This is a genomic window from Cryobacterium sp. LW097, from assembly GCF_002205495.2.
GTDB classification, from domain to species: Bacteria; Actinomycetota; Actinomycetes; order Actinomycetales; family Microbacteriaceae; genus Cryobacterium; species Cryobacterium zongtaii.
In genome coordinates, this window is sequence record NZ_CP021992.1 from 3,747,873 (window position 1) to 3,763,412 (window position 15,540).

The window sequence follows — 15,540 nt, forward strand, 5'->3', positions numbered from 1 at the left end:
GGGGGATGATTAGTAGGCGAGGGAGCGGTCGACGGCTTCGAGCACCCGGTCGGGGCTGGGCAGGAAGTGCGTCTCCACCGCGGCGGGCGGGAACGGGGTGTCGAAACCGGACACCCGCAGCACGGGGGCCTCGAGGGAGTAGAACGCCCGCTCGGTGACGGTCGCGGCGATCTCGGAGCCGACGCTGACGAAGCCGGCGGCCTCCTGGGCCACCACGAGGTGGCCGGTCTTGTGTACGGACTCGAGAATCGGTGTGTAGTCGATCGGTGAGATCGAGCGCAGGTCGATGACCTCGAGGCTGATGCCCTCCGCCGCGGCGAGGTCGGCGGCCTGCAGCAGCACGCTCACCATGGCGCCGTGGCCGACAACGGTGACGCTGGTGCCGGTGCGCACCACCCGGCTCGCGTGCAGCGGGGTGCCGGCCGCGGTGAAGTCGACCTCGCCCTTGGGCCAGTAGCGGCTCTTGGGTTCGAAGAAGATCACCGGGTCGTTCGACGCGATGGCCTCCTGCATCATCCAGTAGGCGTCGTGCGGGTTCGACGGGCTCACCACGCGGAGGCCTGGGGTGTGCGCGAAGTACGCCTCCGGGCTCTCCTGGTGGTGCTCGATCGAACCGATGTGGCCGCCGTAGGGTATCCGCACGACGACGGGCATGGTGAGGCCGCCCTCGTGCCGGTTGCGCATCCGGGCCAGCTGGCTGGTGATCTGGTCGAAGCCGGGGAACACGAAACCGTCGAACTGGATCTCGCAGACCGGCCGGTAGCCGCGCATGGCCAGGCCGATGGCCGTGCCGATGATGCCGGATTCGGCCAGCGGGGTGTCGAGCACCCGCTTCTCACCGAATTCGGCGTGTAGTCCCTCCGTCACCCTGAAGACGCCGCCGAGCGGCCCGATGTCCTCGCCCATCATGAGCACCTTGGGGTCGTTCAGCATCGCCTGGCGCAGCCCCGCGTTGAGGGCCTTGGCCATGGGCAGGTTCGCGCTGGTCGGCGCGGCGGCGGTCGTTTCCTGCAGGGTCATCAGGACTCACTCCCGTCGAACGAGGTTTCGTAGGCGTCGAGCCAGGCCTTCTGCTCCACGACCAGCGGATGCGGTTCGGCGTAGACGTTGTCGAAGATGACGGAGCGGTCGGGTGAGGTGATCTCCAGGGCGCGGCGGCGCACATCCGCTGCGTGGTCTGCGGCCTCTTCGTCGACGGAGTCGAGGAATTCCTGCTCGACACCCAGGCCCTTGAGGTAGCTGCGGAAGCGCACGATCGGGTCGCGGGCGACCCAGTAGGCCAGCTCGTCGGGGTCACGGTACTTGGTGGGGTCGTCGGCGGTGGTGTGGGCGCCGACGCGGTAGGTCAGCGCTTCGATCAGCGACGGGCCGTGGCCGGCGCGGGCGTCGTCCATAGCCTTGGCGGTGACGGCGTAGCTGGCGAGCACGTCGTTGCCGTCGACCTGGATGCCGGGCATGCCGAAGCCGCCGGCCCGCAGGTAGAGCGGGGTGCGGGACTGGCGGGAGACGGGCACCGAGATGGCCCAGTGGTTGTTCTGCATGAAGAACACCTGCGGGGTCTGGTAGCTGGCCGCGAAGACCAGGGCCTCGTTGGCGTCGCCCTGCGAGGAGGCGCCGTCGCCGTAATAGACGATCACGGCCGCATCGGTGTCCGGGTTGCCGGTCGCGGTGGCGCCGTCCAGCTGCATGCCCATGGCGTAACCGGTGGCGTGCAGCGTCTGCGAGGCGAGCACCAGCGTGTAGAGGTGGAAGTTGCCGTGTTCCTCCGGTGTCCAGCCGCCGAGGGTGACGCCGCGCAGCATCCGCAGGATGTCGACCATGTCCAGGCCCCGGATCATGCCGACGACGTGCTCCCGGTAGGAGGGGAAGACGTGGTCCTGAGCACGGGTGGCGTAGGCGGAGCCGACCTGGGCGGCCTCCTGGCCGTGGCTGGGCACCCAGAGGGCGAGCTGGCCCTGGCGCTGCAGGTTCGCCGCTTCGGTGTCGAACTTCCGCACGACGACCATGTCGCGGTAGAACTTGCGGTAGTCGGCCTCGGTGAGGCGCTCGAAGTATGGCAGGAACTCGGCCGCCGATTCGGACGGCGAGAAACTCCCGTCCGTGGACAGGAGCTGCACGGTGGGAGAAGTCAGGGTGCGCACGGGTGCGTCGTTGGAGGTCACTGGCACCGTACTAACCTAGCCGCCGGGCCGCGTGCCCCGTTGGTAGATCCTGAACAATCTCAGCGCCGATCCGTAGGAGCGTGGCCACAGATTCCTCCTCGCCAATCGAGACCCGGATACCCTCCGGGTGGAAGGGCCGGACGACGAGCCCGGCATCGGTGAAACGGTCGGTGGTCGCCGCGGTCGCTGCGCCCAGCGGCAGCCAGACGAAATTGGCCTGCGACGGCGGGACGTTCAGTCCCGCGGCCACCAGGGCGGCACGGATGCCGTCGCGGCGTTCGGCGATCACGCCGACCCGTTCCAGCAGCTCGGGTTCGGCGTCGAGCGAGGCCAGCGCGGCGGCCGAACCCTGCCCGGTGACCGAGAGTGGGATCGCGGTGGCACGGGCGGCGTCGAGGATGCCGACGGGGCCCAGGCCGTAGCCGACCCGGAGGCCCGCGAGACCGTAGGCCTTGGAGAAGGTGCGCAGCACGACGAGGTTCGGGTAGCGCCCCAGCAGCGTCGTACCGTCGACGGCTTTCGGGTCGGTGACGAATTCGGCGTACGCCTCGTCGAGGATCACCAGCAGGTCGGCGGGGACCTGCTCCATGAACGCCGTGAATTCGTCGGCCGTGACGATCACGCCGGTGGGGTTGTTGGGGCTGCAGACGATCACGACGCGGGTGCGCGGGGTGATCAGCGCGGCCATCGCGGGCAGGTCGTGACCGTGGTCGGCGCGGTTGGGTGCGGTGACACTGGTGGCACCGGAGACCGTGACCAGGCTCGGGTACGCCTCGAACGAGCGCCAGGAGTAGAGCACCTCATCGCCGGGGCCGGCCGCGGCCAGGATCAGCTGCGACAACAGCGCCACCGATCCGGCACCGATGTGCACCTCGTCGGTGGTCAGCTCGTACCGGGCCGCGAGCCGCTCGCGGAGAGCGAGGGCGGAGGCATCCGGGTACCGGTTGAAGGCCGAGACGGAGTTCACCGCGTCGACGACGCCGGGCAGCGGGTCGAACGGGTTCTCGTTGCTGGACAGCTTGAAGGCGGAGGCGTTGGCCGCCTTGCCCTGCCGGTACGCCGGCAGCGCAACGATCTCAGGGCGCAGGCGGACCGAGGGCTGGTCTGAAGGGCTCACTCGGCGAGTCTACGCCGGGACATATTCGCGGTGCCGCATGCTCTGGCCGTATATGCCGCACCGGAAACCCACCCGGCGACCGGCACCGGCTGTCATAGTGGGAGCATGGGTAGTTTCCTGATCAAGCTCATCGTCAACGCCGTCGCCCTCTGGGTGACCACACTGATCGTGGCGGGTGTGCGGGTGGACTCGTACGCACCGGACACGACGGCCGTTGTCCTCACCTACCTGCTGATCTCGCTGATCTTCGGGTTCGTCAACGGGTTCATCGGCGGGTTCGTGCGGATCGTCGCGTTCCCCCTCTATGTCCTCACCCTCGGTCTGTTGTCGTTCATCGTGAACGGGCTGCTGCTGATGCTGGTGGCGTGGATCTCCGGCCTGCTCGGTTTCGGTCTGGTCGTCGAGAGTTTCTGGTGGGGCGTACTCGGCGCGTTCGTGCTGGGCATCGTCAGTTGGCTGTTCGGCCTGCTCGTACGGCCGCTGAACAACGCCACCTCCTAGGCCCGCGCCAGGTCAGTCGACCCGTTCGGCTCGCCAGACGCTCTGCTGCCCGGGTGACTCGCCCACGATCCCGTCCAGCTGCGCGCGGAACGCCACCAACCGGGGCTCCGGCGACCCGTCGACCAGACGGGCGGTCTCGCGGTAACCCACCAGCTGATGCGCCGGCATGACCTCGTCCGCCGGCACCTCCCGGCCGGCGAAGAGTTCCCGCCGCACGTAGAGGCGCTGGTCCTCGTCCGACGTGGAGCCCAGAGCGGGAACGAGGTCGTCCTCGTGCTCGACCGCGATCGCCGGCAAGCCCTCTGGCAACGGCAGGTCGGTTTCCGGCGACCCGAAGGTGACCAACCCCACGGCGTTGATGTCGCCACGCGAGACCAGCTGGTTGGCGATCAGCCCGCCCTGCGAGTGCGCCACCGGCACCACCGGGTCGCCGGGCTGCACTCCGGCCGCCTGCATGGCCTGCAGCACCGCCCGGTACGAGCCGGCCTCCTGGTCGGCTACGGCCGCGACGTTGGAGGCCATGTCCCACGGTTCGCTCGAGCCGGTCGGACTCCATTCCACGGTGCCGCCGATGAAAACCAGCCACGACGGATGCGCCGCGTCGCCGTAGCGCTCGATGCGCACCTGACCGCCGTCATCCTCGGTGGGGATGCGGTCGGCGAGGTCGGCGAACCCTGCGGGCGGGCTCGGCGGCGCGAGCGTGGCCGGCCCGAGCGGGGCCGGCCCGAGCGTGGCCGGCCCGAGCGTGGCCGGCACAGCGCCGGAGCCGGCTGCCGTGACCCGCAGCGGCACGGCCGGCGGCACGGCCGGCACCAAGCCCGGCGGGCCCGCCGCGTGCCCGGCGGCGGGGCCCCGCAGGGGCAGGGCCAGCGGGCCGGCCCCGACACCGCCGGCCGGGCCTGGTCGTTCGGCCCCGGCCCCGCCCGCCGGGGTGGCCGAGGATCCCACCTGTGCCACCCGCACGGGCGACTCGCGCAACATCCCCGCCGCCCGCGCCGCGACGAGTAGCCCGATTGCCGAAAACGGTGCCCCGAGCAGGCCGGCACCCGCATCACCAAGTGCCGCGGCCACCGGGTGCGGCACGCCCAGCCGGCCCAGCACCGCATCATCGGCCGAGCCCACGAGCGCCCGGACCACTGCGACCGTCCCCGGGTCGGTGAGCCGCCGCGGATTCTCCCGCAGCCAGTCGGTGAGCGACGGCGGCAGCACCGACGGTGTGCGTCCCAGCGCCGCAGTGGACAGCAGCGAGCCGGCGGCCAGGTAGGCCAGCGGCGACGCCAAGGACAGCACCAGCACCGGCGCCAGCACCCCAAGGGTGTGCGCCATCCAGGCGCCCGTACCCTGCAGCACCAGGTCAAGACCGGACTCCAGGCGACCGTACTCCTCGGCGGCCTGCTCAAGGGCCTCGGCCAGCTCGTGGCTCCGTGCGGCAATCGCGTCTATCGCCACGGACGCGCCGAACACGCAGGCGCCGAGGTCGTCCGGTTGCCAGCTCGGCGCCGAACCGACACCCAACGCCCGCACCCGGCCGATTTGCCACTGCCACTGCTCCGCCTCCTGCTGCACCAGGCGCAGCGCCGCCATCTCGGCGAACACGGTGTCGGTGGCGACCTGGATGCTGCCGCCGCCGGACACCGTCAGGGTCCCGTCGTGTCCCCCGGGCGCAGCGCCCGAGCCGGTCACAGCGCTGCCTTCAGCCGGTCGATGGCCTCATCCACGGCCCACAGCGCATCGTCCAGGGCTCGCCAGACCCCGGCCAGGTCAAGGCCCAGCTCACCCAGGCGGGTGCCGTACGCTCGTTGGGCCGGCGACCGCCAGGCCCCGCCGGACGCCTGGCCCGCCAGCCGACGCCCCGATTCCTCCACACCGTCCCGCACCCCTCTCAACAGCCGCCGTTGCTCGCGCAGCCGCGCGAGGGTCTCGGCATCCGGCCCAGTGCCTGCATCCGGCAGGATGCTGCCACCCAGTGATTCCACCGCGCCTCCTCGGTCCAGACTGTGCGGCCCACCCTGGGCCGGCCCGGTCGTGGCCGCGTGGTCCGCGCTCAATCCGGGGAAAATTTGCCCAGGACCGCGGATGTGGAGGAGGGGAATGTGGAACACAATGGACACATGAATTTCGCGGCGCTCAGTCCAGATGAGTCGACGCCATTCCGGATCATTTTCGTCTGCACCGGCAATATCTGCCGGTCGCCCATGGCCGAGGTGATGCTGCGCGACCTCGTCACGCGCTCCGGACTGGGTCGGCTCATCACGACGAGCTCCGCGGGCACCGGCGACTGGCACGTCGGCGAGCAGGCCGACACCCGCACGATCTCGGCGTTGGCCAAGCGCGGCTACGACGGCAGTCACCACCGGGCCCGCCAATTCGACGCGGGCTGGTTCGACGACCTCGACCTCGTCGTGGTGCTCGACAGGTCGCAGGAACGCATCCTGCGCAATTGGGCGCCGACCGAACGGGACCGCAACAAGGTGCGCCTGCTGCTCAGCTTCGACCGGGATCAGGCCACTCTGCGGGACGTGCCCGACCCCTACTATTCCGACGATGCGCTGTTTGACTCCGTATTAGGCATGATTGAGAGAGCCAATTTTGCGCTCTTCGCGCAGCTCGCACCCGCAATCAGACAGGGAGTCCGATGAGTCCTCTACCCCCGCAGGTCCTCAGTCCACTCGACGGCCGGTATCAAGCCGCCGTCACCGAACTGGGCGAGTACCTGTCTGAGGCCGGACTGAACCGGGCCAGGGTCAAGGTCGAGGTGGAGTGGTTGATCACCCTCACCGACCGCAGCCTGTTCGGATCCACGCCGCTCACCGTCGACCAGAAGTCAGGCCTCCGCGCCCTCGTCACCGACTTCGGTCAGGCCGAGATCGACGAACTGGCCGCCCTCGAGGCCGTCACCCGGCACGACGTCAAGGCCGTGGAGTACCTCGTGCGCCGCCGCCTGGTGCCGCTGGGCCTCGAATCGATCAGCGAACTGACCCACTTCGCCGCCACCAGTGAGGACATCAACAACCTCGCCTACGCCCTCACGGTCTCCGACGCCGTGCGTGAGGTCTGGCTGCCCAAGTTCCGCGCCCTGATCGGCGCCCTCCGCGCCCTGGCCGGCGACTACCGTGCCGACGCCATGCTGGCCCGCACCCACGGCCAGCCCGCCACGCCCACCACCATGGGCAAGGAGCTGGCGGTCTTCGTCTACAGGCTCGAGCGGATCCAGAAGCAGATCGAGGCCAACGAGTACCTCGGCAAGTTCAGCGGCGCCACCGGCACCTTCGCCGCGCACGTCGCCGCGGATCCCGCCGTGGACTGGCCGTCGGTGTCCCGCGAGTTCGTCGAGGGCCTGGGCCTGGGCTGGAACCCGCTGACCACCCAGATCGAGTCGCACGACTGGCAGGCCGAGCTGTACGGCAAGGTGTCGCACGCCAACCGGGTGCTGCACAACCTCGCCACGGATGTCTGGACCTACATCTCGATCGGCTACTTCCGTCAGGTGCCGCAGGCCGGCGCCACCGGATCGTCGACCATGCCGCACAAGATCAACCCGATCCGGTTCGAGAACGCCGAGGCCAACCTCGAACTCTCCAGCGCCCTGCTGGATTCGCTGGCCGCCACCCTGGTCACCTCCAGGCTGCAGCGCGACCTGACCGATTCCACCACCCAGCGCAACATCGGCGTCGGTTTCGGGCACTCGTTGCTCGCACTGGACAACCTGGTGCGGGGCTTGGGCGAGATCGACCTGGACCGCGAGCTGCTCGCCCACGACCTGGACACCAACTGGGAGATCCTCGGCGAGGCCATCCAGACGGTCATCCGCGCCGAGGTCAGCTCCGGGCGCTCCACCATCGCCGACCCGTATGCGCTGCTCAAGGAACTCACCCGCGGCAAGCGGATCAACCGCGCCGACCTGGTCGCGTTCGTGCAGGAACTCGAGATCGGCGACGCCGCCAAGGCCCGCCTGCTCGAGCTGACGCCGGCCGGCTACGTGGGCCTGGCTGACCCGCTGGTGGATTACCTGGGCTGACCGTCCGACGGCCGGGCATCCCGGGGTGCTGCGCCCCGGGATCCCGCCGCACTGTCCGCGCGGCGGCGCGCCCCGCGCCGGCCGATCAGCTTGTTGACTTCGACGAGCAGGAAGATCACCAGGGCAAGGCCCAGCGTGTACACCCACTCGCGTAGGCCGATTGGTGTGGAGCTGAACCATACGTTCATCACCGGCGTGTAGATGAAGACCAGCTGCAGCACGAGCATCGTGCCTACCGAGATCCACACCGACCGATTCCCGCGCAGCACGGCCGGGGTGAGGCTCGACGCGCGCAGGAACCGGCAGTTGAACAGGAACACGAGCTGGCTGAGCACCAGCATCGTCACGGCGGTGGTCTGCGCTACCGCGCGCGGCGACCCGATCGACAGCTCGTAGAAGAACACCCCGATGGTCGCGGCCGTGATCAGCACCGAGACCCAGAGCAGCCTGCCCAGGTATTCGGAGTCGAGCACCGCGCCGCCGGCCGGCCGGGGCCGGCGCAGCATGATGCCGGGTTCGGCGGGTTCGGTGGCCAGGGCGAGCGACAGGGTGACGGCGGTGATCAGGTTCACCCAGAGGATCTGGGTGGGCTGCAGTGGCAGCGCAAAACCGAACAGCACCGCCAGCAGCACCACCAGCGACTGGGCCGCGGTGGTGGGCAGGATGAAGATGATCGATTTCTGCAGGTTGTCCCTGATCCGCCGGCCCTCTTCGACGGCCTTCTGGATGGTGGCGAAGTTGTCGTCGGCCAGCACGATGTCGGCGGCCTCCTTGGTGGCTTCCGTGCCCTTGATGCCCATCGCCACGCCCACATCCGCCCGGCGCAGTGCCGGGGCGTCGTTGACGCCGTCACCGGTCATCGCGACGACCTCACCGTGCGATTGCAGCGCCTTCACGATGCGCAACTTGTGCTCAGGGCTGGTGCGGGCGAACACGTCGACGTCGCGCACCACCCGTGCCAGCCGGTCCTGGGAGAGTCTCTGCAGCTCGCCACCGGTGAGCACCCGGGGTTCACCGGTCACGATGCCCATTTCCCTGGCGATCGCGACGGCCGTGCCGTGGTGGTCGCCGGTGATCATCTTCACCCGGATGCCGGCGGCGTGCATGATCCCGATCGCCGCGATGGCCTCCGGCCGGGGCGGATCCACGATGCCGACCACGCCGAGGAACAGCAGGCCGTCCGCGACATCGCCCAGGTGCAGGGCGCTCAGGTCGGCCGGGGCGTCGCCGACGGCCGCGCCGAGGACTCGCAGCCCGGTGGAGCTGAGCTCGTCGACCTGCTGCTCCCAGAAGGCCTCGTCGAGGGGTTCCGGCAGCCCCGCGGCATCCAGCTGCCTGCTGCACCGCTCGAGCAGCCGGGCCGGTGCGCCCTTGACCAGGATGCGTGCGGGCTCGTCGTCCCACCGGTTGAGGGTGGCCATGAACTTGTTGGCCGACTCGAACGGGATCACGGCCAGCCGATCGAAGCCCGCCGGGTCGAAACCGGCCTTGTGCCCGAGGGTGCAGAGCGCCCCCTCGGTCGGTTCGCCGACCACCCGCCAGACGCCGTCGTCGGCGCTGACCCTGGCGTCGTTGCAGACGGCCATGACCTCCACCAGCCGGGCCAGGTCGTCCTGGTCGGCCACGGTCACGGGCCGGCCGTCCCTGAGGACCGCGCCGTCGGGCTCGTAGCCGATCCCCAGCACCTCGTACCGGGCCGCACCGGTGATCACGGTGCGTACCGTCATCTCGTTACGGGTGAGGGTGCCGGTCTTGTCGGTGCACACCGTGGTCACCGACCCGAGGGTCTCCACGGCGGTGAGCTTCCGCACGATGGCGTTGTGGGTGGCCATCTGCCGCACGCCGAGGGCCAGCGTGATGGTGACGAGTGCCGGCAGCCCCTCCGGCACCGCCGCCACCGCGAAGCCGATGGTGGCGGCGAAGAGGTCGGCAAAACCGCGGTCGTGCACCAGCCGGCCGATCACGAGCATCAGCCCGGACACGGCGAGGATGCCCAGCGAGATACGGGTGCTGAAGACATCCAGTTGCCGGGTCAACGGGGTGGCCAGGGCCTCGGTGTCGGTGACCAGGGTCTGGATGCGGCCGATCTCGGTGTCCGATCCGGTGCCGGTCACCACGCCCCGGCCGCTGCCCGCCGCCACGATGGTGCCGGAGAAGAGCATGCAGTGCCGGTCCCCGACACCGGCATCCGCCGCGACGGCGGCGACGTCCTTGCCGGCCGGCACGGATTCGCCGGTCAGCGCGGACTCCTCGACCCTGAGATTGGTGCCCTCGATCAGACGCAGGTCGGCGGGCACCTTGTCGCCGGACTTCACCCGCACGATGTCGCCGGGCACGAGGGTCGCGGCGTCGGTGTTCACCCAGTGTCCGCCGCGGCGGGCTTTCGCGTTCAGCGACAGCATCCGGCGGATCCCGTCGAGCGCCTTCTCCGCCCGGCCCTCCTGCAGGAACCCGATCACCGCGTTGATCACGGCCACCGCCAGGATCACCGACGCGTCCACCCAGTCGCCGAACACCATCGTGAGTACTGCGGAGCCGAGCAGCACGTAGATGAGCACGTCGTTGAAGTGGCCGAGGAAGCGAAGCACCGGGTTCTTCTTCGCGACGACGGGCAGGGCGTTGGGGCCGAACCGGACCAGCCGTGCGGCGGCCTCGGCCTCGTCGAGACCGTGCCGGCTGGTGTGCAGGTCGGCGCACACGGCCTCGACGGTGCGGGCATAGGGCCGGTCTGGACTCGCCGGGGCGGGGCCGGCCAAGCCGTCTGTGGTCATGGCTGCCCCGTCAGGGGAGGAAACGCCGGGAAGCGGACCACAATGGGCCTATTAAAGCACCCTGCGGGCGGCGGAGGAGGCTAGTGACCCGGGGTCTCGCCGGTCTTGTTCTGCTCGTCGAGGTCGCTTTTCTCGGCCGCGTCGGGCTTCATGCCCAGCGCGAGCATCGCGATGACGACCAGGGCCACGATGAAGGTGATGCCCAAAGCGATCGACGACAGCGCCCAGTTGCGGGTGGCCAGCAGGATGGTGAGCCCGACGAAGAGCCCCATTCCGGCGGAGATGGCGACCAGCTCGACGGGCTTGAGGATCTCGGACCGGCTGGGCTTGTGTGGGCTGTTCTGGGTCACGGGGTGTCCGAATCTGTGGAGGAGGAGGCCAGGTCGCGCGGCGCATCCGCGTGCGCAGAAGAAAGGGAGACGCCGGCGATGACCAGGTAGACGCCGATGATCACCAGGTAGGCGCCGAGCAGCCCGACCGCGACGACGGCGTGCGGCGGCAGCAACAGGAACACCAGCGCGAGCACCGCGGTGAGAGAACCGACGACCAGCCAGTCGCGGGGGACCTGGCCACGTCCGCGGACGCGGATGCCCGTGTACAGCTCGAGAGCGCCGGTGACCGCAGCCCACACCGAGACGATGTAGAGGAAGAAGCCCAGCCCGCCGGCGGACATCGCCAGCGCGAGCACGCCGGCGAGCGCACCGACCGCGCCCTGAACAGCGAAAATGCTGCGGTCGCGGGGGTCGGTGACGGTCTTCCAGCTGAGCAGCCCGGTGATCAGGCCGCTGACCAGCGCGAAGGCGCCGAACACGACGAGCCCGAAACCGGCGGAGTGGTCGGCGTTGAACGTGATCACGGCCGCCGGCACGAAGGCCACGATGGCGCGCGTTATGGGCACGGTCCAGTACCGGGTACCGATGACGGCTGCTGCCGGGGCATGCGCCACGCGGGCACCTCTTTCGTCGCAGGGAGTCCTGCCAGTCTACGCGGCGCATTCGGCCGGGTTCGGTGCCCGGGCGTAGCGGGCGCCGGCATCCGCGACTACCGTCGGGCGGGACAGGGGGTCCAACGGTGGTCACTTCGAACGTACCGGCCGGCAGCGTGCGGGTCAGCCCCGGGGAAGACGCGGCCGCGTTGGCGGGCCTGCTGGCCCGGGCGCCGGCCGAGGTGCCCGGTTTCCTCACCGGTCGCTCCGGCCTGCCGGGCCCGCGGGCCAACCTTCCGCTCGCCGATGCGTTCGCCGGTACGGCGCCGGCCGAACTGATCTGGAGCCTGGTCGATTCGGCCGACGAGTATCTGGCATTCTGCGGCACCGAGGGGCTCGGACGGCTCGCGCTCTCCCCCGACGAGCGGCCCGCTGCCCTCACGGCACTTCGTCGCGCCGCCGCCGACGAGCGTTGGCGGGTACGGGAGGGCGCCGCGCGGGCGCTGCAGCTGATCGGGGACGCCGACCCGGCCCTGATTCACGCCGTCGTGGAGGACTGGTCGGAGTCCATGGACGCCTGGCTGGCGCGCGCCGCCGTGGCCGCGATCTGTGAGCCACGGCTGTTGGCCGATGACGACGCCCAGGCGCTGGCAGTGCGGGTCTGCGACCGGGCCACGGCCCTGCTGCTTCGCGGCGAACCGAACCCGAACGACCCTGTGCGCGCCCGCGAGGCGCACCGGGTGCTGCGCCAGGCCCTGGGCTACGGCTGGAGCGTGGCGATCGCCGCGAGCCCGGCGGCGGGCCTCACCGCTTTCCGCGCGCTGACCGCCAGCGACGACCCGGATGCCCGCTGGATCGTGCGGTCGAACCACGCCAAGGCGCGGCTGCGGTCGGTGCTCGCCGATCGCAACCTTTGGGGAACCGTCGGCTGAGCCGCGCTCTGTCCTCCGAGGCGCTGAGTCGCCCCGACTTGCAGTGTCGAAGGGGCGCAGCCCGGGTCAGAGGGCGTTGACGGCGCCGAGCACCTTGGTGAGCGAGTCCTTGGCGTCACCGAACAGCAGCGTGGTCTTCGGGTCGAAGAGCAGCTCGTTCTCGATGCCGGCGAAGCCCGGGCGCATCGACCGCTTGAGGAAGACGATCTGGCGGCCCTCTTCGACCTCGAGGATCGGCATCCCGTAGATCGGCGCGCCCGGCGAGGTTTTCGCGGCCGGGTTGACGACGTCGTTCGCGCCGACCACGAGCACCACATCGGTGTTCTTGAACTCGGGGTTGACCTCGGCCATCTCCTTGAGCGACTCGTAGGGCACGTTGGCCTCGGCGAGCAGCACGTTCATGTGTCCGGGCATCCGCCCGGCGACGGGATGGATCGCGAAGGCCACGTCGACGCCGCGCGCCTCGAGGGTCGTGGCGAGCTCGGCGATGGTGTGCTGACCCTGGGCCACGGCCAGGCCGTAGCCGGGCACGATCACCACACGCTGCGCGTAAGCGAGCATCACGGCGACGTCCTCGGGGTTCGAGGAGCGCACCGGGCGGTCGCTCTGCGTTGTGGAGCCGGCGGTCGAGCCGCCGCGGAAAGCGCCGAACATGATGCCGCTGACGCCACGCCCCATGGCGGAGGCCATGGCTCGGGTGAGGATGGTACCGCTGGCACCGACCAGGGTGCCGGCGACCACGAGCAGCACGTTGTCCAACACCACACCGGATGCCGCGACCGCGAGTCCGGTGAAGGCGTTGAGCAGCGAGATGACGATGGGCACATCGGCGCCGCCGACGGGCAACACGAGCAGCAGGCCGACGACCAGGCCGAGTACCAGGAGCAGCAGCGCCCAGCCGGTGGACCCCGTTGCCACGACGAGCCCGCCGATGACGAGGGCTGCCACGACCGCGAGGGTCATGACCCACTTCATGCCGGGGAACACCACCGGGCGGGTGGTGATCAGTTCCTGCAGCTTGGCCACGGTGATCGCGGAACCGGCGAACGAGACCGCGCCGACGAGCATGGTGAAGACCACCGCCACGAGCACCCAGGGGCCTTCACTGTGACCGAGTTCGAGCATCGCGACCAGCGCAGCGGCGCCGCCGCCGACGCCGTTGAACAGTGCCACCAGTTGGGGCATCTGAGTCATCTGCACCCGACGGGAGATGGGCGCCGCGATCGCGGATCCCACCGCGATCGCCAGCAGGATCAGCGGGATGTTGTCGAGCTTGGCCGACAGGAACACCGTGATCACGGCGAGGGTGGCGCCGGCGGCGCCGATCAGATTGCCGCGGCGGGCGGTGCGGGGCGAGCTCAGGCCCTTGAGGGCGAGGATGAAGCAGACGGCCGCGGCCAGGTAGAGCAGTGCGGTCCACTCGGCGGACAGGAGGCTCATTTGGTGGTGTCCTTCGGGGTGACGGCGGGCTTCCGGCCGCGGAACATGCCCAGCATCCGGTCGGTGACGACGAAACCGCCGACGAGGTTGGCGGTGGCGAGGGCGACGGCGAGTAGGGCCACGAATATCAGCCACGGGTCGTCCAGCTGGCCGGCGACGATGATCGCGCCGATCAGGATGATGCCGTGGATGGCGTTGGCGCCGCTCATCAGGGGGGTGTGCAGGGTGCTGGACACCTTGGAGACCACCTCGAAGCCGACGAAGACGGTCAACACGATGACCGTGAGCAGAGTGATCGGATCCATCAGTTCTTTCCTTCCAGCGCGGCAGCGGTCGGTGCGTGCCGCACCTCGCCGCCGGTGGTGAGACAGGCTCCGGCGATGACCTCGTCGGTGAAGTCGGGTACGACCTGGCCGTCATGAATCATCAGCGCGAGCAGGTTGGCGACGTTCTTGGCGTACAGCCGCGATGCGTCGGAGGCCATCGCGGAGGCGGCGTCCTGCATGCCGACGAGGGTGACGAAGCCGTCACCGGCCGCGGTGGGCACCAGCTGGTCGACGCCGGGGAGTGCGCCCTCGACGTTGCCGCCGGTTTCGGCGGCGAGGTCGATGACCACGGAACCGGCGGGCATGGCCGCGACCATCTCCCGGGTCACCAACAGCGGGGCCGGCCGGCCGGGGATCGCGGCGGTGGTGATGAGCACATCCGCCTTGGCCACGTGTGGGGCCAGCAGTTCGCGCTGGCGCACGGCGCGGTCCTCGGCCAGTTCGCTGGCGTAACCGCCGGTGCCTTCGACGGCGGCCAGGTCGAGGGTGATGAAGGTGCCGCCCATCGAGGTGACCTCGTCGGCCGACGCCGGCCGCACGTCATAGGCGGAGACCCTGGCGCCGAGGCGCTTGGCGGTGCCGATGGCCTGCAGTCCGGCGACTCCGGCGCCGAGCACGAGCGCCCGGGCCGGCGGAATGGTGCCGGCCGCGGTCATGTAGAGCGGGAAGAACCGGGGGAACCGGATGGTGGCTTCGAGCACGGCCCGGTAGCCGGCGACCAGGGCCTGCGAGGTGAGCGCGTCCATCGACTGGGCCCGGGAGATACGTGGCACCAGTTCGAGCGCGAACGATGTGACCTGTGCGGCGGCCAGGGCTGCCACCGTGGGCAGTTCGGACGCCGGCGACGCCAGACCCACCGTGATGACTCCGGCCGGTAGCGTGGCGGCCAGCTGGGGACTCAGCGGACGCACGTGGCAGAGCACATCGAACGCGGTGGCGTCGAAGTCCGCGACCAGCTGCGCGCCGGCCTTCTCATAGGCGGCGTCGGAGTAGCCCGATGCCAGTCCGGCGCCGGCTTCGACGGTGACGTCGACACCCAGCGCGGTGAGTTGGGTCACCGTTTCCGGTGTTGCTGCGACGCGTTTTTCGCCCTCTCGGCGTTCACGCCCTATGCCAACCTTCACGAGTAACCACTCCTTTGACGCATCTGCCACCTGACGAGCGAAACGGGGTCGTTCGCGCGTCCCAGGGCGATCTCACTCCGTAGCGTACCGTCGGGTTTTGCCGGCCCGGGGCGTTTTTCAGGGCCGAAAGACCCTGCCCGGGTGGCCAAGAGCACCCTCGACCTCGTAGGCTGAAGGATTGGCCGGGCCGCCGTAGTGGCGCCCACCCCGTACGAATTGCCTGA

The 15,540-nt window shown here is 69.9% G+C and carries 15 protein-coding genes; 4 read left to right on the forward strand and 11 right to left on the reverse strand.

The genetic code is table 11. The features are described 5' to 3' along the window. Positions 1 to 9: 9 nt before the first annotated feature. The 3 genes from B7495_RS17670 to B7495_RS17680 are packed head-to-tail and all read right to left on the reverse strand — an operon-like array spanning position 10 to position 3,279. Positions 10 to 1,020, reverse strand: a complete 1,011-nt coding sequence (locus B7495_RS17670; RefSeq protein WP_088457748.1) for an alpha-ketoacid dehydrogenase subunit beta — start codon at positions 1,018 to 1,020, stop codon at positions 10 to 12. After that, the gene (gene pdhA / locus B7495_RS17675; protein WP_240632310.1) at positions 1,020 to 2,168 is read right to left on the reverse strand and encodes a pyruvate dehydrogenase (acetyl-transferring) E1 component subunit alpha; all 1,149 of its coding nucleotides are present in this window, start codon (positions 2,166 to 2,168) and stop codon (positions 1,020 to 1,022) included. The genes B7495_RS17670 and pdhA overlap by 1 nt, the downstream gene beginning before the upstream one ends. 4 nt (positions 2,169 to 2,172) lie before the next feature. Then, positions 2,173 to 3,279 carry a histidinol-phosphate transaminase gene (locus tag B7495_RS17680; RefSeq protein ID WP_088457749.1) on the reverse strand — a complete coding sequence of 369 codons (1,107 nt, stop codon included), beginning with the start codon at positions 3,277 to 3,279 and terminating at the stop codon, positions 2,173 to 2,175. A gap of 105 nt (positions 3,280 to 3,384) precedes the next feature. Here B7495_RS17680 and B7495_RS17685 point away from each other — a divergent pair, with 105 nt between their 5' ends. After that, positions 3,385 to 3,780, forward strand: a complete 396-nt coding sequence (locus B7495_RS17685; protein WP_088457750.1) for a phage holin family protein — start codon at positions 3,385 to 3,387, stop codon at positions 3,778 to 3,780. 12 nt (positions 3,781 to 3,792) lie between these two features. On the opposite strand, the gene B7495_RS17690 is transcribed toward B7495_RS17685, so the two are convergent. Both B7495_RS17690 and B7495_RS17695 read right to left on the reverse strand, forming a co-directional pair. Continuing rightward, entirely contained in the window at positions 3,793 to 5,463 is a 1,671-nt protein-coding gene (locus tag B7495_RS17690) for a hypothetical protein (protein WP_088457751.1), read from the reverse strand. After that, positions 5,460 to 5,756 (reverse strand): hypothetical protein, encoded by a 297-nt coding sequence (locus tag B7495_RS17695; RefSeq protein ID WP_134408820.1) that lies wholly within the window; start codon positions 5,754 to 5,756, stop codon positions 5,460 to 5,462. Before B7495_RS17695 ends, B7495_RS17690 begins: the two co-directional genes overlap by 4 nt. Positions 5,757 to 5,891: 135 nt before the next feature. Here B7495_RS17695 and B7495_RS17700 point away from each other — a divergent pair, with 135 nt between their 5' ends. Beyond that, entirely contained in the window at positions 5,892 to 6,419 is a 528-nt protein-coding gene (locus tag B7495_RS17700) for a low molecular weight protein-tyrosine-phosphatase (protein WP_088457753.1), read from the forward strand. Next, positions 6,416 to 7,798, forward strand: a complete 1,383-nt coding sequence (gene purB / locus B7495_RS17705) for an adenylosuccinate lyase (RefSeq protein ID WP_088457754.1) — start codon at positions 6,416 to 6,418, stop codon at positions 7,796 to 7,798. Before B7495_RS17700 ends, purB begins: the two co-directional genes overlap by 4 nt. Here the strand turns inward: purB and B7495_RS17710 are convergent. From B7495_RS17710 to B7495_RS17720, 3 genes are all read right to left on the reverse strand, one after another. Continuing rightward, a complete protein-coding gene (locus tag B7495_RS17710) occupies positions 7,786 to 10,569 on the reverse strand; it encodes an HAD-IC family P-type ATPase (protein WP_088457755.1) in 2,784 nt (927 codons plus the stop codon). The two genes, purB and B7495_RS17710, sit on opposite strands and share 13 nt — an antisense overlap. Positions 10,570 to 10,649: 80 nt before the next feature. Then, complete coding sequence (locus tag B7495_RS17715; protein WP_088457756.1) at positions 10,650 to 10,919, reverse strand: hypothetical protein; 270 nt, start codon at positions 10,917 to 10,919, stop codon at positions 10,650 to 10,652. Further along, the gene (locus tag B7495_RS17720) at positions 10,916 to 11,515 is read right to left on the reverse strand and encodes a DUF308 domain-containing protein (protein WP_088457757.1); all 600 of its coding nucleotides are present in this window, start codon (positions 11,513 to 11,515) and stop codon (positions 10,916 to 10,918) included. The genes B7495_RS17715 and B7495_RS17720 overlap by 4 nt, the downstream gene beginning before the upstream one ends. Positions 11,516 to 11,640: 125 nt before the next feature. Between B7495_RS17720 and B7495_RS17725 the strand changes: the two genes are divergently transcribed. Continuing rightward, entirely contained in the window at positions 11,641 to 12,426 is a 786-nt protein-coding gene (locus B7495_RS17725) for a HEAT repeat domain-containing protein (protein WP_198418782.1), read from the forward strand. A 66-nt stretch (positions 12,427 to 12,492) separates the two neighbouring features. Here B7495_RS17725 and B7495_RS17730 read toward each other — a convergent pair whose 3' ends face one another. The 3 genes from B7495_RS17730 to B7495_RS17740 are packed head-to-tail and all read right to left on the reverse strand — an operon-like array spanning position 12,493 to position 15,316. Further along, positions 12,493 to 13,866, reverse strand: coding sequence for an NAD(P)(+) transhydrogenase (Re/Si-specific) subunit beta (locus B7495_RS17730; RefSeq protein WP_088457758.1), 1,374 nt, complete (start codon positions 13,864 to 13,866; stop codon positions 12,493 to 12,495). After that, entirely contained in the window at positions 13,863 to 14,171 is a 309-nt protein-coding gene (locus B7495_RS17735; protein WP_088457759.1) for an NAD(P) transhydrogenase subunit alpha, read from the reverse strand. Before B7495_RS17735 ends, B7495_RS17730 begins: the two co-directional genes overlap by 4 nt. Continuing rightward, the gene (locus tag B7495_RS17740; RefSeq protein WP_088457760.1) at positions 14,171 to 15,316 is read right to left on the reverse strand and encodes an NAD(P) transhydrogenase subunit alpha; all 1,146 of its coding nucleotides are present in this window, start codon (positions 15,314 to 15,316) and stop codon (positions 14,171 to 14,173) included. The genes B7495_RS17735 and B7495_RS17740 overlap by 1 nt, the downstream gene beginning before the upstream one ends. Positions 15,317 to 15,540 lie beyond the last annotated feature (224 nt).